This is a genomic window from Ectobacillus funiculus (assembly GCF_004138295.1).
In the GTDB taxonomy this organism is placed as follows: domain Bacteria; phylum Bacillota; class Bacilli; order Bacillales; family Bacillaceae_G; genus Ectobacillus; species Ectobacillus funiculus.
Genome location: NZ_SCFM01000001.1, coordinates 31,481 through 53,692 on the forward strand (window position 1 = coordinate 31,481; position 22,212 = coordinate 53,692).

General features: G+C 39.4%; 17 protein-coding genes. 12 read left to right on the forward strand and 5 right to left on the reverse strand.

The window, feature by feature from the left end; genetic code table 11:
* The first annotated feature begins 12 nt into the window (after positions 1-12).
* From EP737_RS00120 to EP737_RS00135, 4 genes are all read left to right on the forward strand, one after another.
* Positions 13-357 (forward strand): hypothetical protein, encoded by a 345-nt coding sequence (locus EP737_RS00120; protein WP_129725817.1) that lies wholly within the window; start codon positions 13-15, stop codon positions 355-357.
* A 341-nt stretch (positions 358-698) separates the two neighbouring features.
* Positions 699-2,534: an assimilatory sulfite reductase (NADPH) flavoprotein subunit gene (locus tag EP737_RS00125; RefSeq protein WP_129725819.1), complete on the forward strand. Its 1,836-nt coding sequence runs from the start codon at positions 699-701 to the stop codon at positions 2,532-2,534.
* Positions 2,535-2,560: 26 nt separating this feature from the next.
* Positions 2,561-4,279, forward strand: coding sequence for an assimilatory sulfite reductase (NADPH) hemoprotein subunit (cysI, locus tag EP737_RS00130; protein WP_129725821.1), 1,719 nt, complete (start codon positions 2,561-2,563; stop codon positions 4,277-4,279).
* A gap of 149 nt (positions 4,280-4,428) precedes the next feature.
* Positions 4,429-5,253 (forward strand): GDSL-type esterase/lipase family protein, encoded by an 825-nt coding sequence (locus EP737_RS00135; RefSeq protein ID WP_129725823.1) that lies wholly within the window; start codon positions 4,429-4,431, stop codon positions 5,251-5,253.
* Positions 5,254-5,443: 190 nt separating this feature from the next.
* On the opposite strand, the gene EP737_RS00140 is transcribed toward EP737_RS00135, so the two are convergent.
* The gene (locus tag EP737_RS00140) at positions 5,444-7,600 is read right to left on the reverse strand and encodes a PBP1A family penicillin-binding protein (protein ID WP_129725898.1); all 2,157 of its coding nucleotides are present in this window, start codon (positions 7,598-7,600) and stop codon (positions 5,444-5,446) included.
* A 950-nt stretch (positions 7,601-8,550) separates the two neighbouring features.
* Between EP737_RS00140 and EP737_RS00145 the strand changes: the two genes are divergently transcribed.
* The 3 genes from EP737_RS00145 to EP737_RS00150 are packed head-to-tail and all read left to right on the forward strand — an operon-like array spanning position 8,551 to position 10,000.
* A complete protein-coding gene (locus tag EP737_RS00145) occupies positions 8,551-9,096 on the forward strand; it encodes a helix-turn-helix domain-containing protein (RefSeq protein WP_129725825.1) in 546 nt (181 codons plus the stop codon).
* A complete protein-coding gene (locus EP737_RS25260) occupies positions 9,093-9,254 on the forward strand; it encodes a hypothetical protein (RefSeq protein ID WP_165350627.1) in 162 nt (53 codons plus the stop codon). Before EP737_RS00145 ends, EP737_RS25260 begins: the two co-directional genes overlap by 4 nt.
* Entirely contained in the window at positions 9,251-10,000 is a 750-nt protein-coding gene (locus EP737_RS00150) for a CPBP family intramembrane glutamic endopeptidase (protein ID WP_129725827.1), read from the forward strand. The genes EP737_RS25260 and EP737_RS00150 overlap by 4 nt, the downstream gene beginning before the upstream one ends.
* A gap of 210 nt (positions 10,001-10,210) precedes the next feature.
* Here EP737_RS00150 and ltaS read toward each other — a convergent pair whose 3' ends face one another.
* From ltaS to rpiB, 4 genes are all read right to left on the reverse strand, one after another.
* On the reverse strand, positions 10,211-12,133 hold the full coding sequence (ltaS, locus tag EP737_RS00155) for a lipoteichoic acid synthase (protein ID WP_129725829.1): 1,923 nt from the start codon (positions 12,131-12,133) through the stop codon (positions 10,211-10,213).
* 718 nt (positions 12,134-12,851) lie between these two features.
* A complete protein-coding gene (locus tag EP737_RS00160; RefSeq protein ID WP_129725831.1) occupies positions 12,852-13,148 on the reverse strand; it encodes a hypothetical protein in 297 nt (98 codons plus the stop codon).
* A 143-nt stretch (positions 13,149-13,291) separates the two neighbouring features.
* Entirely contained in the window at positions 13,292-13,801 is a 510-nt protein-coding gene (locus EP737_RS00165) for a DinB family protein (RefSeq protein WP_129725833.1), read from the reverse strand.
* 309 nt (positions 13,802-14,110) lie between these two features.
* The gene (gene rpiB, locus EP737_RS00170) at positions 14,111-14,581 is read right to left on the reverse strand and encodes a ribose 5-phosphate isomerase B (RefSeq protein WP_129725835.1); all 471 of its coding nucleotides are present in this window, start codon (positions 14,579-14,581) and stop codon (positions 14,111-14,113) included.
* Between the two features lie 302 nt (positions 14,582-14,883).
* On the opposite strand from rpiB, the gene EP737_RS00175 reads away from it, so the two are divergent.
* The 5 genes from EP737_RS00175 (at position 14,884) to EP737_RS00195 (ending at position 22,212) form a co-directional block, all read left to right on the forward strand.
* A complete protein-coding gene (locus EP737_RS00175; protein WP_129725837.1) occupies positions 14,884-17,904 on the forward strand; it encodes an efflux RND transporter permease subunit in 3,021 nt (1,006 codons plus the stop codon).
* Positions 17,905-18,314: 410 nt separating this feature from the next.
* Positions 18,315-18,506: a hypothetical protein gene (locus EP737_RS00180; protein ID WP_246040114.1), complete on the forward strand. Its 192-nt coding sequence runs from the start codon at positions 18,315-18,317 to the stop codon at positions 18,504-18,506.
* 343 nt (positions 18,507-18,849) lie between these two features.
* Entirely contained in the window at positions 18,850-19,593 is a 744-nt protein-coding gene (locus tag EP737_RS00185) for a glucosaminidase domain-containing protein (protein ID WP_165350628.1), read from the forward strand.
* Positions 19,594-20,808: 1,215 nt separating this feature from the next.
* Positions 20,809-21,093, forward strand: coding sequence for a MerR family transcriptional regulator (locus EP737_RS00190; protein ID WP_129725840.1), 285 nt, complete (start codon positions 20,809-20,811; stop codon positions 21,091-21,093).
* A gap of 861 nt (positions 21,094-21,954) precedes the next feature.
* Entirely contained in the window at positions 21,955-22,212 is a 258-nt protein-coding gene (locus tag EP737_RS00195) for a hypothetical protein (protein WP_129725842.1), read from the forward strand.

The following is a 22,212-nucleotide window of genomic DNA, read 5'->3' on the forward strand; positions in this document are numbered from 1 at the left end:
GGAGTGATAAATGTGATGGTGGAAAACAAATTATTTTTAGAAGAGTTAAAAGTTTTTGTTGAAAAAGGTTTGACACTTAATGAGTATGATGTAGAATATTTGCAGGAAAAATTCGATAAGAGTCTGGATCTGATCAATCAGCTTTATCAGCTCTTGATGGAACAACATCACATGCTGCCAATAGTTTCTGATATTGAAGCAGACGTATACTGTTCCATGATTGGTTACGAAATTGAACATGGTAGAACTCTTTACGGCGCGTCGTTGGCGGTAGCTGAACGTTTTCAAATTCCTCAAACATATGTAAAATATAAAATAAAAGATTACAATCAACCGCGGGTAGCTCACATTGCATAAACAGACTTTTTATTATCCATAAGAGAGTCATTCTTATTAACATATAAGAGGACTCTCTTTTTATATGTTTGATTGCATATTTTCATTTGCTGGAACGAGTCTATATGTTATAAAGCCTCCCGACTTCAAACATTCCGTAAGAAGGTTAAGTGGCGGATGTATTCATAAGTATTCACTAATGGTTTATATAATTAAAACTGATTTGACTTATAGTAATAGTAGAGATACGATTGAGTTAATCATTTTTTCACTGAAAGGTGAAGGGTAAGGATTATTGACAATAGTCATTATAAACAAAATGACATACAATCAGTTTATATTTATTTGAGAGGTGGATATCGTTGCAACTTCAGGTAATAAACAGTCCGTTTAACCAGGAGCAGGCAGAGCTCCTTAACCGTCTTCTGCCAACCTTGACAGAATCGCAAAAAATCTGGCTGAGTGGCTATTTAGCTGCAGCCCAGCCTGCTATTCAGGCTGTTTCCGCTTTAGGAACACTAGAAGCACATGTGGCAGAGGTGCCTACCGCGAACGCTGGACCGACAGTCTCTAAAGAAGTGACTATTTTGTACGGATCACAAACAGGTAACGCACAAAAGCTTGCAGGGAAAGCAGGCAAGACGCTTGAGGCTCAAGGATTTCAAGTAACAGTTTCGTCCATGAGCGATTTTAAGCCGAATAATTTGAAGAAGGTTCAAAATCTACTGATTGTCGCAAGTACACATGGAGAAGGCGAGCCGCCAGATAATGCGCTGTCATTCCATGAGTTTCTTTACGGCAAACGGGCGCCAAAGCTAGACGATCTTCGTTTTTCTGTGTTGTCGCTTGGGGACAGCTCATACGAGTTCTTCTGTCAAACAGGAAAAGACTTTGATCAACGCCTAGAACAGCTTGGCGGCACGCGTCTGTACCCCCGTGTTGATTGCGATCTTGATTTTGAAGAGCCGGCAAGCAAATGGATAGAAGGAGTCTTAGGCAGCTTAAGTGAAGCGAAGGGCGAAAGTGTTGCTCTTGCTACGGCAGCGGCAACTCAGGCGCAAGCAACTGAATCTGTGTATTCTCGAACAAATCCGTTTCATGCGGAAGTACTTGAGAATTTAAACTTGAATGGTCGCGGTTCCAATAAAGAAACGCGTCATCTTGAGATATCTCTTGAAGGCTCTGGACTCACATATGAACCAGGGGATAGCCTTGGTATTTATCCGCAAAATGACCCGGATCTTGTAGATCAGCTTCTTGAGGAAACGAAATGGAATCCGGAAGAAGCGGTGACGGTTAATAAAGAAGGAGATGTTCGTCCGCTTAGAGAAGCGCTCCTCTCTCATTTTGAAATTACTGTTTTAACAAAACCGTTTCTTGAGCAGGCTGCGAAACTTTCTGGAAATGAGGCTTTACGTGAGCTTACATTGCCGGAGAATAAAGAAAAATTAAAAGAATATGCTGCTGGGCGCGATGTACTGGATTTAATTCGTGACTTCGGTCCATGGAATGCATCAGCACCAGAGTTTGTCTCCATTCTGCGGAAACTACCGCCTCGTTTGTATTCTATTGCGAGCAGCTTGTCCGCAAATCCGGATGAGGTCCATTTAACAATTGGTGCTGTCCGCTATGATGCACATGGACGTGAGCGAAAAGGTGTTTGCTCTATTTTATGTGCGGAGCGTCTACAGCCAGGAGATACATTGCCAATTTATATTCAGCGCAGTCACTTTAGATTGCCTGAAAATCCAAGTACGCCAATTATCATGGTTGGACCAGGAACAGGCGTTGCGCCATTCCGTGCTTTTATGCAGGAGCGGGAAGAGGCCGGAGCAGAAGGTAAGTCATGGATGTTCTTTGGCGACCAGCATTTCGTTACAGATTTCCTTTACCAAACTGAATGGCAAAAATGGCTTAAAGATGGTGTGTTAACGAAAATGGATGTTGCCTTTTCTCGTGACACAGCTGAAAAAGTATATGTACAGCACCGCATGCTTGAGCACAGCAAAGAGTTATTTGCGTGGCTTCAAGAAGGAGCAGCCTTTTACGTGTGCGGAGACAAGCAGCATATGGCGCGTGACGTGCATAATGCCCTGCTTGAGATTATCGAAAAAGAGGGCGGCGTGAGTCGTGAAGAGGCAGAAGCTTATCTTGCCGACATGAAAAAACAAAAACGTTATCAACGTGATGTATACTGATTTGGATTGAAAGGAGCTTTTTCAACATGGTGAACCAAATTTTAAAAGCCCCAGACGGCTCGCCAAGCGACGTTGAGGGAATAAAAGATAGAAGTAATTATTTACGCGGTACGCTGAAGGAAGTAATGCTGGATCGGATGACAGCTGGGATTCCTGAAGATGATAATCGTTTGATGAAACATCACGGCAGCTACTTGCAGGATGACCGTGATCTCCGCAATGAGCGCCAAAAGCAAAAATTGGAGCCTGCGTACCAATTCATGCTGCGCGTTCGTTTGCCAGGCGGTGTAGCATCATCGGATCAGTGGCTTGTTATGGATGACCTTGCTCAAAAATACGGAAATGGGACGTTGAAGCTAACAACACGTGAAACATTCCAAATTCATGGTATTTTAAAATGGAACATGAAACAAACGATTCAAGAAATCCATGCGTCTATGATGGATACGATAGCTGCATGCGGTGACGTGAACCGGAATGTTATGTGTACTTCCAATCCATATCAATCTGAAATTCATGCTGAAGTGCATGAGTGGTCAAAAGTTTTAAGTGACCAATTGTTGCCTCGTACAAGAGCGTATCATGAAATTTGGCTAGATGAGGAAAAAGTGGCCGGTACACCGGAGGTAGAAGAAGTTGAACCGATGTACGGACCGCTGTATTTACCGCGGAAGTTTAAAATCGGGATTGCGGTTCCTCCAGCGAATGATATTGATGTCTTTTCACAAGACCTTGGCTTCATTGCAGTTGTGGAGGAAGACAAGCTTATCGGCTTTAACGTGGCAATCGGCGGCGGTATGGGGATGACGCATGGCGACAAAGCGACATATCCGCAGCTTGCTAAAGTGATTGGTTTCTGTAAGCCGGAGCAAATGTATGATGTAGCTGAAAAAGTTATCACGATTCAGCGCGATTATGGAAACCGTTCTGTCCGCAAATATGCTCGTTTCAAGTACACAGTTGATCGACTTGGACTGGAAAATGTTAAGGCTGAATTGGAGAACCGCTTAGGCTGGAAACTAGATGAAGCGAAACCATACCAGTTTGAGAGTAATGGCGACCGTTATGGCTGGGTACAGGGGCTTAAAGGAGAATGGCATTTCACGCTATTTGTTGAAGGCGGCCGTATTACTGATTATGATGACTATAAGCTAATGACGGGAATTCGTGAGATTGCTAAGGTTCATACGGGTGAATTCCGTCTGACGGCAAATCAAAATCTGATTATTGCCAATGTATCAAGTCAGAAAAAGAAAAAAATCAATGAACTCATTGAACAGTATGGTTTAACAGATGGCCAGCATTATTCTGCACTTCGCCGCAGTTCAATCGCCTGTGTTGCGCTTCCGACATGTGGATTAGCAATGGCGGAAGCTGAGCGATATTTACCAGGCCTTATTAGTAAGATTGATGTTATTATTGATGAGAATGGCTTGCGTGATGAAGAAATCACAATCCGCATGACAGGCTGTCCGAACGGCTGCGGTCGTCATGCACTTGGTGAAATTGGCTTTATTGGTAAGTCTCCAGGCAAATACAATATGTATCTTGGTGCTGCATTTGATGGTAGCCGTTTAAGCAAAATACACCGTGAAAGTATTGGTGAGGAAGAGATTTTGAGTGAGCTGCGTGTGCTTCTGCCTCGCTACGCGAAAGAACGAAACGAAGGTGAGCACTTCGGTGACTTTGTTATCCGCGCCGGCATCGTCAAAGAAACGACAGATGGTACGAATTTTCACGAGTAATTAAGATAAATGAGAGACAGGATTCATTTCTGTCTCTTTTTTTGTTTATTAAAACAAAACCTATATTAATTTTTTCTTCCTTACACATTTTGGGGTGATTATTTTATATTTTATTTTGCTATAATGATTGTCAGTGAAGGAGGATACGCATGAAGAAGTTTTTAATATTTGTCTTAGTTGTAACGAGCTGCATAGCTTTAGGAGTTGCTGGTTGGTTTTATTATCCTAAATATCAAATTTACAAGATGAAGAATGCCTCGGCTCCTTCTGTTGAAGCAGAAAAACGCAGCGTTTCGTATATAGATTATGTTCGTCAGCTTAATAAACCCGAATTGAAGCATCTTGCGTTAGGGGATTCAATTATCCGCGGGATTGGGGCTGGTGAAAATGAAAGCTTTGTCGATCGTTTTTCAGCCATGCTAGAGCAACAAACGAACAAGCCTGTTGTATTGCAAAATGAAGGTGTTGCGGGAATGACAAGTTCTGAGCTAAATGCTCTTTTACAAACTGGGAAATTAGATGAGAGTATCCAAAAAGCGGATATTATTACAATCAATATCGGAGGTAATGATATTATCCACTCTGTAAAAAACAGAAATTATCTTCAAGCGATTCAGTCATTTGATGGGCTGCAAGCTGCCTTTGTTGATAATCTTGCCCAAATCACAACAAAAGTGAATGAGCTTAATCCAAAGGCAATAGTTGTGTTGCTTGAATTATATAATCCTTTAGAGCCGGGGAGCGAATTGTATTCCTTGGCTGATCAGTTGCTGCCAAAGTGGAATGTGAAATTATATGAGGCAGCCAGCCGATTTAGCTCGTCCATTGTGATTGAGACAACGAAAGTTATTAATGGGAAACATCTTCAATATCTTTCTGAAGATGGGGTGCATCCGAATGCTTTAGGATATGATGCAATTTCAAAGCAGATGCTGCAACAGTTTCAAAATCAATCAGTTGGAAAACCAGTATAAAAAGTCGCTGTGAAGTAACAGCGACTTTTTATCTACTTTAAGAAAGTATAAATTTCGAGCTGGAAGACTATTCGATATAGCAAGAAATTTTAGGAATCCACTATAAGGGCCTCTACGCCTTTGTCTCCGCTCAAGAGCAAGGCTTGCCAAGTATTTACTCCACCTACGTTATCCCTTTACTATACTTACTCTAGTGATGTTTACCTTTATCCTTCTTATCTTTGTGTCCTGAGTTTTCTTTACTATTTCCCTTATTACTGTTCTGTTTTTGTAGTACAGCTGCTGGTGACGTGGCTGCCGGTGGTGCAATTACTGGCGGTATAACGTCAGGACTAGTCCCCTTAATGTACAGCTCATTATTCAATGTGTATACACTGCTTGGTTGTTGGGATCTGGATGTATCTGTTCCAAATGCTTTTATCATCGCTTTAAAAATAAGGTGTGAGATCTTTGTAGTATCTCCAAGCATATAATTACCAAGACCGTTTTTTGCATACCCTGTCCAAACAGCCAGCGTATATTGTGGCGTGTAGCCGACAAACCAACTATCATTGGTTGCTTTAGATGGATATCCAAATTGACTGCTTGTCTTATTGTCAAAATTTGTTGTTCCCGTTTTTCCTGCTATGTCCAGACCAGGTATATGGGCTGTTGTGCCTGTTCCGTTAGAAGCATTTACTACACCACGAAGCATATCAGTAATCATATATGCTGTATAATCCTTCATAACACGATTGCTTTTTGGCTTAAAATTTATTTCCTTGCCATCTGGAAAAACAACTTTTGTGACGAAATGAGGCTTTGTATACACACCACCGTTTGCAAATGCACCGTATGCTCCTGCCATTTCAAGAGGAGATACAGGGTTGCTTCCAATTGCGTAAGATTCATAAACCTGATCATTTGGGAATGTAATCCCAAGCGATTGCGCAAATTCTTTTGCTCTATTCAAACCGACTTTTTGTAATGTCTTTAAAGCTGGAATATTTCGTGACTCTACTAAAGCATTCCGGATAGACATGGAGCCTTTGTACTCAGTATATGCATTTCGAATAGGCGTTCCATTAGAGTATTGATACGGTTCATCTACAACTTGGTGGTATGTCGACCATTTTAAGTTTTCAATCGCTGGACCGTAATCAAAGATCGGTTTAAATGTCGACCCCGCTTGACGCTTCATATCAATTGCCAAATTATTTCCCAGGAATGTTGCTTTGTATTCATTACGACCACTTCCAAGGGCACGTACTTCACCCGTTTTTGAGTCCATAAACGTGAAAGCTGCCTGAAAACGATCGTTCGGATAACTTACAATATCTTGTGTAGCCATGATTTTCTCAGCATACTGTTGCGCATTAGGGTCAAGGGTCATATAAATTTGCAGACCATCTGTACTGATATTGACATCTTTTAATTTGCTTTCAACTTCTTTCGTTGCAGCATCCAAAAACACTTCATATGGCATGCCTTCTTGATTGTTTCTCGGAACAAGGTCTTTCGTTACTGGAACCTTTATAGCGTCCTGCATTTGTTGTTCCGTAATGTATCCTTGTCTATGCATAGAAGCCAAGACAAGATTCCGGCGTTTTGTAGCTGCGGCTACGTTTTCTGGTTTAGAAGGATCGTAGTTATTTGGACTTTGTGGTAACCCAGCCAACATAGCAGCCTGTGGAAGCGTTAATTTTTTCAAATCATTTGATGCAATACCGTAGTAATTTTGCGCTGCGGCAGCAACTCCATAAGAACGATTCCCTAAGTTAATTTTGTTTAAATACATCATTAAAATATCGTGTTTAGAATATTTTTGTTCCAACTTGTACGATAAATACCATTCCTGTATTTTTCGTTTTAATGTTTTTTGAGGAGACAAAAATGAGTTCTTAATTACTTGTTGTGTAATGGTACTTCCGCCTTGCGATCCGAAGCCCCCAGTCAAATTTTCCAAAATGGCTTTGCCAGTCCGTTTTATGTCCACGCCGTGATGTTCATAAAAACGTGCGTCTTCAGTAGCAATAAATGCCTGTTCTAACACTTTTGGAACTTGATTGTAGGTAATTTTTGTCCTCCGTTCCTTTCCATATTCGTAGATAAAATTTCCATCCTTATCGTAAAATTTCGTTGATAATGGATCTGCTAATTTTGAAGCATCTATTGAAGGAGCATCCTTAATTATATAAAAGAAAACAGAAATTCCTGCCCCTATTGAAATGATACCCATTAGCAAACATGCAAGTAAGATCTTTTTCAAGAGAGGTCTTTTTTTGGGGGGCTTTTTAGTCCCAGGTTGCGTTTGTTGGCTTCTCTCTATTTGTTTTCGTTCCTCACGAGACTGATACGTTCCTGACATGATTCTTTGTTCTAGTTGTTTTCGCTCTTCACGAGAACGATATGCATCTGACATGATTCCTCTCTCCTATGTTTAATCTATTGATGAAGAAGAACTATGTTAAGTAAAGTTCTTATTTACTGTACGATGGGCATTATATTTGAACTAACACGTTCTCCTTTATAATGCGCACATAACGTACTAAAGAGGAGTCGATAATAGAATCTCTCTTTTCTGTAAAATTCCTATCCTGTATAAGCATGCGGTTAACGTTCTGTTTTGTCTTTTCTAGACTAGACATTATACATGAAACAAGTATCCATATCGATAAAATTAAGGACAGCATTCCTACTATTCTTTTGATGTAAACATACGTGTTATCTATAAATATTTCATAAATACCATAGATAGAGCCGAAAAAAATGACGATAAAATCGTGTATAGAAATTCTCATCGGTTTCACTCCTTCGAACTACCATTTATATTTATTCGCAAGAGATCTTATTTTTAAGGGGGTAGGATAAAAATTTTAACAACCTTTTTTATGTGTTCTTCAATAATGTAGTTTGCCTTCTAAACCGAGAGACAGTAGATATGGTATCAATATCTTTTTATATAATCCGATGAATCAGGAAATTTTTTACATAGTAGAAGTAATGTGAGTATGGTGATGAGTAAAGTTGATTTTGTGAGATAGTGAAATTTCGCTTATGTTTCTCACATTTACGAAAAGTATACAAAAGGTATATGCTTTCGGTAATTGGATGTGAAAAAAGCCTTAGGATGAAAATTTTCGATAAACAGGTAGGAAGAAGATAAGGGGAATATAGGATAACGGATAGGGGCCTTTAACGGCAGTTTCTGAAAAATTGGAATATTTTACTTAGAAATTATTGACAAAAGATAAAAATACAATTATTATCATTATTGATAATGATAATAAAACATGGCAATAAAGCAAGGTGATAATGATGAATGAAAAAGCAAATCTAATTTTACATCCAGTTCGCATGCAAATTGTGCAAACCTTAATAGGAGGTCGCAGGCTTACTGTACAGGAAATGGGGCAACGGTTATTAGCTGTACCGCAGGCTACGCTGTATCGGCATTTAAACAAGCTGGTTCAGGGCGGAGTCATTGAGGCTGTGGAGCAGCATCAAGTGCGCGGTGCGGTGGAGAAGGTATATGCCTTATCTAGCGGTGGTGTTATTTCTCCACAGGAATTTATGGAAAGCTCAAATGAAGCAAAGATGGAGGTATTCATCCAATTTGTGAGCGGTTTAATTAACAACTTTGGCAGCTATGTAAACCAAGAAAAAGCTGATTTTGTAAAGGACGGAGCTACATTCCGGCAGGCTGAACTACATATGAATGATGATGAGTTTCAAGAGTTTGCTCAAGGCATCGCGGCGGTATTTCAAAAGTTTATTCAAAATGACCCTCGCGATGATCGGAAAAAGCGGACTATAGCGACAATTATTATCCCTGATGCGGGGAAGGGAGTGGATGAATCGTGAGTTATGAAGTCAAAGAAGAGAATGTAGTTATTCAAAGTGAAGTAAAGCTAGCTGGGACCGTGACGATTCCAAATGGGGAGTCTGTGTATCCGGCGGTACTGATTCTCCCAGGTAGCGGTAATAGTGACCGTGATGGTAGTGGGGGAGGATTATCTTGAAGCACGTTAAATTAGCTATTTTTCTTGCCATTTTATGTGTAATCGGTCTCTTATGCGGCATCCCATATATGATAGCAACTATAGGAGATACATTAGCAGGTACAAAGGTTCCTGTTGCTACAGTGATTATTGCATCCGTTGTACAAGGAACGATTCTAGCCTTTGTACTCGGTTGGCTCGGCTTAATGATGGGAGAGGCTGTAGGACTTGGTGCCCCTATTTTTCGAAGCTGGATTTTAAAAACAGGAGAAGTTGGTTTTCAGAAGAGAGATGTTTGGCAAGCTATTATACTTGGGGGAATAGGCGCGCTGGTTGTTATTGGATTGGAGCTGTTTGTTTTCCGGCCACTTATTCCAGAGCTGGTAAGTATGGACAGCAAGGTTTCCCCTTTAGTAGGGATGCTAACCTTTCTACAGGGAGGAGTGTATGAGGAGGTGCAGCTGCGTCTGTTTCTCATGACCTTGATTGTCTGGGTGCTTTCTAGAGTGTTTCGAAAGCAGCAAGGGTTGAAGCCTTGGATGTACTGGACAGGAATACTAGGAGCAGCTCTTTTATTCGGAATAGCTCATTTTCCGGCAGTACAGCAACTGTTTGGTGAAATCACACCGATTCTCTTTGCTCGCACAATTATACTCAATGGTCTTATCGGTCTGCTTTGCGGTTATTTGTATTGGAAAAAAGGGTTAGAGTATGCGATGATTGCGCATGCGGTTGGAGATATTGTACTTCATGGCTTATATGCTTAAAAAAAATGCTTCATAAAGAAAACTTGCCGATTGGTGAGCCCTACTTATACTTTGTTCCTAAAATTTCTCACTACGTCAAATGATCTTCCCGCTAGAAATTTATACTTTCTTAAAGTGCAAAGTAAAAAAAGCTAATCATCTATATAATAGACGATTAGCTTTTTTTTTCTATTCCAATCACTTTTCCAAATACTGTCTTGGATTTCATCATTAGTGGTTGTAATTATACTTCGAACTGTCTACAGGTGTAAATCCTTCCGGTGTGTAGAAACGCAATAAATCCTCATATACTACCTTGTCAGAAAGGCTTAGCTTTGTTTGGACAAGCTGTTCCATGCGTTTGATTTCATCATTGAGCTCTATTGGATTTCCTGTTGCAGAATCAAAATATTTACCATTTAATGCAGTAACAGTCGGACTTACAAAGTTGCCGTTGCGGAAAGCAACAACCTGCTGATGGTTAGCTGATAATAAATCTGTACCAAATTGCAAATAATTCTTTGTATCAGTGCCCAGCAAGTGAAGCAACGTTGGGAGAACATCAATTTCCCCGCCATATTGATGCATGACACCGCCTTTTATGCCAGGTACATGGATAATTAACGGTACGCGTTGTAATTGAGCATCTTCAAAAGGTGTAATGTCCTTACCTAGAACTTGAGACATTGCTTTATCATGATTCTCTGAGATGCCGTAATGATCACCATAGAGAACAATGACAGAATTATCATATAATCCAGATTGCTTTAAATAATCAAAGAAGCTTTGGACGGATTCATCTAGGTAACGTGCTGTTTGGAAATACGTGTCAACAGAAGCGTCACCTGTTTGAGCCGGCTCAATTGTCGCATCTTCCTTACTGATTGGATAAGGAAAATGGTTGGATAATGTAATAAATTTTGCGTAGAACGGCTGCTTTAAAGTTTGAAGCATCGGAATAGATTCCTGAAAGAATGGTTTATCTTTTAAGCCATAGTTTAACACATCATTTGCGTTCATATCATAGTAGCTTGCGTCGAAAAAGTGATCAAAGCCAAATGATTTATAAATCTGATCTCGGTTCCAGAAAGTTCTGTAGTTGCCATGGAACACAGCTGATGTATACCCTTGTTGACCTAAAATAGCTGGTGCAGCCTGGAATGTATTTTGTGCCTTTGTTGAAAATACAGATCCCTGTGGTAAACCAAACAAAGAGTTTTCTAACATAAATTCTGCATCAGATGTTTTACCTTGTCCTGTTTGGTGGAAAAAGTTATCAAAGTACAGCGTGTTAGCGTCCTTTGTTAATGAATTTAAAAATGGAGTTACTTCTTGACCATTTAAGTTGTAGTTAATTAAAAAGTTTTGGAACGATTCCAAATGAATATAAATGACATTCATACCCTTTGCTTTTCCAAAATACTCCGGGTTAGGACTTGCGTAATTTGACTTTACATTGTTAAGAACAGTTGTAACATCATTGCCGTCTGCGAAAACTCGCTGGGAAGATGACTTCGCGCTTTGAATCGCATCGTAAATGGTATAATTATATGCCCCTAAATATTTCACAATATAGGTACGGTCGAATGTTCGTGATAACAATTGTGGACGGTCAGATTCTGCCAACATTAAATTTGCACTGAAAATGGCAATGGCCACTAGAAATACTAAGGACACCTTATGCTTCCCTACACGAACCGATTCGCGTTTTACGAATTTTGCTGCTACCAACGTAATTAAAATGATTAAATCTATGAAATAGAAAATATCATGTGCTTTTAATAAAGCTAGAACACTTCCGCCCATATCACCAAAGTTTTTCGTTTGAGTAAGAGTCGGAAATGTAATAAAGTCACTAAAAAATCGGTAATAGACAATATTGGCATATAAAACAAAGGACAAAATAAAATTCATTACAATAATACGGGTATAAACCTTTTTACCTTTCGCCAGTAATGCAAGTCCAAGGAAAAATAGAGCTGAACTTATGGGATTGATAAACAAGAGAAATTTCTGTATAGAATTACTAATTCCTAGATTAAATTCAACACGATAGGCAACATAGGATTTTGCCCAAAATAATACTACTGCCAAAATAAAAAAACCAAGATGGTTGCTTAAAAAGCGTTGTGCTTTGTTCACTAAAATCTTCATAATTCACCTCTGCTAATCTAATTTCATGGTAGTAAGCTTGTAGTTTTTTAGTTTGTAAAAACAAAATTACGCTTTGGATTCGAACAGACAACTAAAGGTCACAAAACACATTATAATATTATTGAAGCAGGTCTTCAACTTTCTCTTAACATTTCCTTAATAATTTACAATGAAAAAATGGTTTTATATGGATTGTAGAGTAACTGGATTATGTCATCTTTATAAAAGAAGAAAAAGATAGATTAGAAAGGAGTATACGGTGGTAAACCTTAACTAGTCGCGGGAAACTACTAGAAAACTAGCAGGTTTCTTTACACTTGCAAGAAAAAGATATTTCCAACCAGAAGCGAATTTGACATAATGGTAATTTTTAATAATTAAGTAGAGGTGCAACTGCACCTGCACCTCTGTCCTCGCCTAACGGCTCGCCGATCTATCAGTAATCAATGCGACCAAATTAAGAATTTCATTGTAACCCGTTTAGGGAGAAGATAACTTAAGTTTGAGAATTATTCTTCATTTTCCGTGACCTTGATGCAACCCGTGTAAAAGACAAAAAGTGCCTTTTGCATGGGTGTTCTCCCATGGGGCAGAGTGGACTAGGTCTGCTTTTTTACACTATAGAAAAGTATCAGTTTCCAGCTAGAAGTTATTTGACGTAGTCGGAAACTTTAGGGATACAGTGTAAGTGCAACTATGCCCAATCAGTGGGTTTTCTTTAATGTATATTTTGCTTCGACACAGAAATGGGCGACCCCGTAGAGGTATGTTGGTTTACCCATTCACGAGTTGTATCAGAAACGGCCGACCAGTTTGGGATTTGCTCGCTATGTTGTTGAATCCAGCTCATGCAAAACTGAGGGTCGATGTTATGCTGCTCACATTGAGATAAGAAAGACTGAACGGTAGATTCATTACAGTTTTCCCATGATCCGCAAGTTGTGCGCCAAATGTTCTCCATTGTACCCTGGATAGAAGAATTAGTGGAATTTGTGAACTGATTTTGGTTCGGCATAAGAATTCCTCCTTGTCATAAGCTAATAGTGCTCTAAAAGACACATACACAGTATGTCCAAAGAGGTTAAAATCATGTAAAGTTACGTAGGTAGTTACGATCATTATCATGAGGTATCTAGTGTTTCTGCTTTGGTTTCCCTCTTAAACGATTTCTGGGGCCTCCATACCGATTTGGCTCCATTCCTCTTTAGCAGGACCGTATATGCCTGGAACGATTAGATCTGCTTGCCGCATAAGAATGGTCATTTGACCACGGTGATGGATTTGATGGTTGATGAGGATAGAAAGGGCCATTCCTTTCGTCCAGCCTGCTTGTCCGAACATGTTACATGTTTCTTGCAATGTTTCATCTGTCCATTGCGTTTGAACTGCTTTGGCTAAGGCTTGGCTCACTTGACGATAGGCATCGGCAATTTCCTTTGCAGTAGCAGGAAGATCAGTATTGTGGGCAGGTGCGTCGAAGAGTAAGCCTGTTTGTCCCATAATACTTGAAAGAGCTGTGACGAGGTGCCAAGCAAGACCGCCCAAGGTACGATCATTTGGTTTAACAGCCTGCTTGAGAGACTCATCTGTTAATACATCAAGCACTTTTTGTGTAGAAGAACTTTCGAACTCCCATGCTTTATTAAAACCAGCGGTAGATAAAAACATGTATAAACCCTCCTTATGTAAATCAAGTTATCTAATTTATATTGTACAACCTTCAGTTAATATTTTCCATCTTAAAGTGTAAAAATAAAGAAGGCGTGAAAGATAATAGCCACGCCTTCCTTATTGTTGTCGTTCCTCCAAAGCATCAGTAGAAACGAGCCGCTTTTATTATGCGTTCCTCTCGCATGTATAGTTGCCATGCGGGGACGTTTCAGCAACGCTTTTATCATTTTCCGACAGAAGACCCCCACTTCAAGCACGTGACGTGAGCATTAGCGAGTAGGTGGGGGTAGTTCAATTCCGCTTTACTTATATTTCAGATAATTTTTTCACATGCTTTTCCGCGATTTCGTTTACCTTTTTAACACGTCTTTCATATTTTTCAATCCCGCTAAGGAAATCTGTTTTCATCCATACGTCTACGATTTCAATAGCTAAGGCTGAACCGATTATTTTTCCTCCAATGCATAGAACGTTACTATCTGTATGTTCACGGGCTAATCGTGCGCAAAATGGATCCTGACAAACGACTGCATGCAAACCGTATATTTTATTGGCAATGAGGGCACTGCCATAACCAACACCATCAATGAAGATACCGCGGTCCGCTTCTCCTTTTGCTACTGCTAATGATGCAGGATATATATAATCCGGTAAATCACAGGCATCGGTACTATTTGTTCCGAAATCTAATACTTCATGTCCTTGTTGCTTTAGTAGTTCCTTTACTTCTTCTTTCAAAGCAACTCCAGCATGGTCACTTGCCATAGCAATTTTCATCTATGTACCCTCCAAACATTTTTTAAGACTTCATTATCGTATCATCAATTATGGATGTTTTCTATAGCAGGCAGGTTGCAGGAGTGATTTTATCTTGAATTTGCGCACTTATTACAAAGCTATTTTCTATAACTCATTTACTTGCACTAATCGTAAAGACCTGTTCCTTTTAAAGTTAATAGAATATGGAATATTAAACCAAATTATGAAAAAATTACAAATAAAACATTTTATTTACAATCGCTGGATGTTAATATTACTATTGTTCAAACTTTTAAACAAGTTGAAAAGGGGGGATTCATATGTCTTGGTTTACTAAATGGGCTTTTCAAAATAAAGCCGCGGTTTCCATTATGTCTATTCTCATCTTGCTCATGGGGATTGTTAGCTACCTCACTCTTCCTATGGAGTTTCTTCCGCCCATTGATCAGCCGCAGGTGTCGGTTGTGGTAATGGGTCAAGGAGTTGACTCTTCTACAATGGAGAATCAAGTGACAAAGCCAATTGAAACGGCAGTTGCTACAGTAAGCCGCAAACGCAATATTTTCTCAACAACAGGTGACGGTTATTCTAAAATAGATATTTTCTTTGAGCCCAAGACTGATAAAAAGGATGCTAAGCAGGAAATACAAGACGCGCTTAGCACTATTGCATTGCCCTCTAATGTATCCAAACCGAGCATCGTACAGCTTAATACGTCAATGATCCCAATTGCCGATATTGCGATTACCTTTGATGATGGTCTTACTCCAAGCAATCTGGAGTTTGCAAAAGAAAAAATTTCTCCTTACTTTAAGGATATTAAAGGCGTATCCAACCTTCAGACGTTTGGGACAACGGATTCTTTTATTTCTGTTCAGGTAAAGAACAAAGAAATGGGTGAAAAGCAGGTTTCTTTAGAAAATATTATGACTGTGCTTCAGGGGCAGAACATGGCTGCTTCCATCGGTGAAAAAACCATTGATGGGAAGGCAAGCAACCTGAAGGTAGTCGGGGATGTTAACAAAATTGAAGATTTAAAAAAGCTAACAGTTGCGCCAAACACATCGCTCTCCGATGTGGCCTCTATTGAAATTAAGAAGGCGGAAAATACTTTAACACGCATTAATGGGAAGGATGGACTTCTTTTTATTGTGACGAAGGATAGTCATTCTAATGCCGTTTCCATTAGCCACGAGATTAAGAAGGCAACGAAGGAAATTAACAGTAAGTATGATCATGTAAAGGCAACCGTTATTTTGGCAACAGCTGATATGGTAGAGAATTCCGTCAACAGCATGATGAAGGAAGTACTGCTGGGGGCCTTATTTGCTACTATTGTTATTATGATATTTTTACGCAATATCCGTTCTACCTTTATCACAATTGTTTCAATCCCGCTATCTTTATGCTTGACGTTATTCTTGCTTGTTAAATCGGGTATTACCTTAAATATATTGACACTGGGTGGTATAGCTGTAGCGGTAGGGCGGCTAGTAGATGACAGCATTGTTGTTATTGAAAATATTTTCCACCGAGCTCAGCGCGAGAAAGTTACAGCGGAGCTTATAATGGCTGCAACAAAGGAGGTTGGCGCAGCCATTACCTCTTCTACATTAACGACAGTAGCTGTCTTTTTGCCGATTGGTCTTGTTAACGGTGATTTACAGGACTTAGTGCTGCCATTTGCACTGACGATTACGTATTCCCTGCTTACATCTCTTATCGTTGCATTAACTGTTGTTCCGCTTATGAGTGCGGGGCTTTTGAAAAACGCAAAGCTAAAAGAGCACAAACCGACAGTTAGATTTAAAAATTTGCTGAGCTGGTCGCTTAATCATAAATGGATTATACTCTTAACTTCATTTGTTATGTTCGCAGGTTCCATTGGCGCTTACTTCATGATGCCAAAAGGAACTGTTAATAGATCGACTGTCGATTTTATGCAAGTAACGCTAAGTTATCCGAATGATACACCAATTGAGACTGTGAAAGACAATACGAAAAAGCTAGAAACATTTTTACTCGGTCAAGATGATGTGAAGTATTTGTTTACACAGCTTGGCAATAGTGCGGATGCTGCCAAATATGGTGAAATTGGTTCTCCTACAAAAGCAAGCTATATGCTGATTTTAAAAAAGGATATTGATTCTGAAGCACTTACGAAGAAAATTGAAGAGCAAAAGGGAAATTACTCTGGTGCTAAGCTAACAGCAGGAGCAGGATCTTTGACAGGGAGCGGCGGGCCGCAAATTACAATTGATGTTGTCGGTGAAAAGCTAGGCGATCTAGAAACTGCTGCCAAGGATATTAAAGCCAAAATAGCAGGTATAAAAGGCGTGGAGGCTGTTGAAACGAATCAAGAGGAGAAGAAAACAGTATACTCCTTTGTAGTTGACCCGTCTAAAGCGAAGGCAGAGCAAGTTGCACAACAGCTGGCCGTAATGTTTAATAGAATGCCAATGGGAACGATTATGGTCGATGATCAACAGACACCAGTTCTGCTGGAGCCAGTTTTAGATCCGAAGAAAGAATCAGACTTGAAAGATATCAATCTAGCAACTCCGGCAGGTACCATTCCTGTCTCAGAAATTGCCACGCTCAAAAAGGAAGAACAACCAACCAATGTGTTTCATAAAGATGGAGATTCTTATATTCGTGTGACAGCTACGGTAGAAGCTGATCAGTTATCTGTTATCTCTACAGAAATCAATAAAGCATTGTTTGGAGAGCAACCAGGAAAAGGGCTGGACTTTCCAAAGGGAGTGGATATATTTGTAGGCGGTGCGAGTACGCAGCAGGCTGATGATTTCACTGATTTGTTCATGACAATGCTCGCTTCCATCGGGATTGTATTTTTAATCATGGTTATCACATTTAAAACATTACGTGCTCCTATCGCGATTCTCTTTTCCTTGCCGCTTGCAGCTATCGGTGCTATTTTAGGATTGTTAATTAGCCGCATCGTGGTAGATCCAACCGCATTGCTTGGAGCATTAATGCTCATTGGAGTTGTTGTAACAAACGCCATTGTACTGCTTGATCGGGTGAAGAAAAATGAGACTACGATGACGATTCGCGATGCCATTCTTGATGCTGCGGCAACACGCATGCGCCCAATTCTCATGACTGCAGTTGCGACTATTTGCGCTATGCTGCCATTACTATTTAAGAAATCAGAAACCGGCAGCCTTGTGTCCGCCAATCTTGCCGTTGTTGTTATTGGAGGATTGAGTGTTGCGACGTTGTTAACACTGGTTGTCATTCCGGTTGTATATGAATTGCTTCATTTTAAAAAGGCGAAGCAGCAGCGAATGCAGAAGGAAACAAACACAGCATTATAAAGAGGGGAAAGCTCCTGTTTAGCAGAGGGCTTTCTTTTTTTCATTATTTAGCATGTTCAGCCTTTAATACGTTAACATGCTCTTGAAAATGAGAAATAGCCTCTATTTAAATTCTATTTATCATTTTCCGACAGAAGACCCCCACTTCAAGCACGTGATGGGTGAGCATTAGCGAGTAGGTGGAGGTAGTTCAATTCTTTGTTGTAAAACTCGTTGAATGTAGATCGTTTTGCCAACGTTTGCTGGTACTGTATATCGGGCTAAAAGAAACTTGTTAGCTGTTACTGTTTATGAATCCGTCGTACAGGGATATTCGATCTATGTGGCATTAAATTGTATGATTTATCAAATCTCCTCTTTAATTTTTTGCATAATTCTGTTACAATCACTCGCAACAGGAGGTGTTTAGTATGTCTATTAACTTAACGGAATTACTAGGTGTTCCATACGATAATCTTATGGAAGCGAAGGTAGATAAAAGTCCAAGTGAGATCGTGATTACGAATAACAATGGCGAAACATATTACATTGTAACGCCTGAAGTATACGAAAATGGACCGAAGCAATCAGGTTATGAAATCGTAGTGTCTGACGGAGAATAATTTTTCTCCGTTTTTTAATGCCGGTTTGTTGATTGATTACCGTTCATTTCGGAAAAACATGTAGCTTGAGAAAGGATTAGTTTCAGATAATAATGTATTTGTCTATAAAAGATATATTAATTTCAATTACCATAATGATAACAAAAATTACATTTAGTTAACAAAACATTTACAACGCTTTCTGTTCTCGGTGAATACCCTTAATATGTAAAAAAAGGTCCTTAAGCTTCTTGTAGAGTTGCACGAAATAGAATTTCATATTAGGTATGTTTTGAAATACGTAACTTTAGCGAAGTCATTGATGTATATCTTTACACCAATATCTGAAACTAGGGGGCAACATATGCAGCATATATCGGTACTATCCAAGAGAGTAAACATATTGATTTCCGGCGTGGTATTATCTACTGGACTATACGGAACTCTGCCCAGTGACAAATTCGATGATGGAGTTACTGTACGATTAGCGGCAACACAAGAAACATCTGTACAAAAATATAAGGAGCCAGAAACATTTTCCATTACAAATGTTGTAGAACCGGATGCTCATGCTAAAGAAGTCATAATGAAAGCCTTAACTAGGACAGACATTAAACCTAGACTGGATGACGAAGGAGGAGTGTACGGGAATTTATTTGCAAGTCAGCCGCATCTCGTTGACGTGATACTAAAGGCTTCTAAAACATTTTCTATTCACCCCTACTTTCTGACGGCTGTACTCATGCAGGAGAGCGGAAATGGCACTTCCTACTCCTTATATGAAAGAAATAATACATCAGGTATGAGATGTATGAGTCCTGATTCTATTCGGGCAATAAAGCAAGTATATCCTGATTACGGGGAGGTAGGCTGTGTGCGAACGACCGATCATGGGGAATACGCAACATTTTCTTCTATTGAAGACTGTATTGTGTATACATCTTGGTTATTTCGAAATGTATATGCAAACCAAGGGCTTCTTACGGTTGAAGAAATTGGAAAGGTATATGCACCTGTTGGGGATGAGGGAGATCCTGAAGGGTTTAATGAGGAATGGACTGCTGGTGTAAAATCGAAGTTAATCCAAATGGGTGTTCAAAATTTTTAGTTTTTGAGCGCAGGAACTTTAGGGACATTGCAGGACATGATTAGCTTTTACATTCTTATTGCTTGTATGTAAGTTGTATTTCAGGACATTTCGTAGGTTATAGGTAACGGAAGTAAACATGTTTACATTTGCCTGTGCGCTTTCTAGTTTTAAAATAGGCATTTGAAAGGATGGACTATGCAGCTAGATACGGATTCCTTTTATAAAAGCATTTCAAAACATAGAATACTCGGCCTGTTCTTAGATGTTGTTTTCTGAATTTTTAGTTTTTTGATGTTGATATAGGTTCAAAAATATCAACTAGTTATCAGTTAATGTAAGTGCTTTAAAAATTTACGTGTATTGCATGTGTAAATGAAACAGGCTTTATAAATATAATCAGTAATACAGCTAAACATGAAAGTCCCTCATCTACAAGAGGGATGCTTGACAATAGTAGTTTTCATAGGTCAATTGTTTACGCTAGACTTATACATATTAGTATCGAACTTTTAAGGTTGGAGAGAAAAGACATACATACTTATGTAAGCGCTTTTAATGTTAAATTTGGAAATGATATGATCTTTGATCTGAATATCAATCAAAGCGGTAATAAACGGTTGGAGGGGATTAATGATCTAACTGGCCAGTATTTGCGCTACCTAACATAGATAGCATGAAAAACAATATTAGAAGCGGTTAGAGCAGTGGAGAATGATAGAATATATCTTTGTCTGAGCTGTTCACCCAGTAGATTTAGCTGATCTGATCTGTTTCGCTGTAGGAAAGTATAAATTTCCAGCCAAAAGTGGATTCGACGTATCTGGAGATTTTAGGAGTGAAGTATGGGTGCAACTAAGCCTCTGTCTTTGCCCAAGGACAAGGCTTGCCAATCGGTGAGTCTTCTTTCATTTATACATTTGTCACAAAATTGTCACAGATGAAGGTCTCATTTCGACATACAGATAGATTCGGCTTGTCCTATACTTATCCATGTTGAGCATTGTATGAGAAGGCATTATGCATGGAGGATGGGGTGAAGAATAGTATTATTCATTTTCTATTTCTAAGCCACACCATGGTCTCAGAATTACAATATGCTCTTTAGAAATAAACGGTAAGGGAAGCTCTAATTGGACGAGTCTACTAGCTCTGCCTGAGGAAAAAGATAGCTCCAGGCAGTGAATTTTAATATTGTTTTACAAAAATATCTTGATGTAAGGGGAGTGGGCAGTTATGTCAGTACAAGCTATATCTTATAAAGATAAAAAAGTCATTTCAATTGGTGATGTTAGCAAAATAACAGGAATAACTGAACGACAAATCCGTTATTACGAAGAAAGAGAACTAATCTTTCCGAAACGTACAGAAAGGGGAACAAGAAAGTATTCATTTGGCGATATAGAAAGACTAATGGATATTATTGAAAAAAGAGAAGACGGTGTGCAAACATTTGAAATTAGACAGGATCTGTTGAAAAAGGAAAGGCGGTTGGATGGGAAGAAGTTTCAAGTAATATGATGTATGAACGGTAAGATGACAAATTCGATATTTCATGAAGGCTTCTTAATGATTTAGTTTTAGGTACGTGTAAGTTGTCCAATGAACCTGCTTTTAATAGTTATCCTTAGATGCTTACGAGTATTATTTTCTCCACAACGGCTAGGATGGGGCCAATATGTGTCAAAAAATAGGCCAGAACCATACCTTCCTTCAACCAGAGGGGGTTCCTCCTAGGAAGGGGACATAAGGGAAGGGATGGATTGCCATCTCTTATCTGGAGGGAAGCAGCGCGGTATTATTGAAGCATAAAAAGGCCGCAAAGCTTTTTTGCACTTTAAGAACGGATCAACTTCCGGCTAGGGGCGAATTCGACGTAGCGGGAAACTTTAGGAACAAGGTGTAAGTGCAACTACGCTTCTGTCTTCGCCTAACGGCTTGCCAATCAGCGCATTTTCTTTACAAAAAAGGCTTTGCGGCGGGACTGTAGCTGTTTTTGCTTAGATCAAAAGCAGTTGTCTGTTTCGAAAGCTCAAGAATGTGGTGCCATTAGGGTTGAAGTGGCGGGAGGGGAGATGATTCTGTTTCGTTCGAGTTATCGACTTCATTGGTCGTCCCGTTATATTCCCAGCCATTGCTTTCTACCCACCATACGAATAACTCCCAAAATTCATCGTGGGGCATATTGACATTTGTAACAATGCCGTTTATTGCGATGTTCTTTTTCAATTCTATCACCTCACTGATTAATAATTCGTTTAGAAATCAATATATTCCTTTAATGTAAGGCTCGTCTGAGGATACATAAATATTGTTTCTGCTCTTTAATTCATTTATGATAAGGATAATAATTGTTTAGCGTAAGATAAGGATTGTGAGAGTATGAGAACAGAGATTGAGACGATTTACGATGAAGTATATGAGAGTGTTGAGCAGTATCTGGAGAAGGTAAGAGAACTTCAGCTATTAAATCTAGAAGCCTCAACCGAAGAGGAAAAAGAAAAAGCATTACGTATGGAGCTCGCACTGCAAACTGCAAAGGATGTATTGGAAAATCTGATGGTGCCCGGTAAGAAGCTTACCTTTATGTATGAACCGGGATCAGTAACGTTAGAGATTTTCAAAGATAAAAAAGCTTAA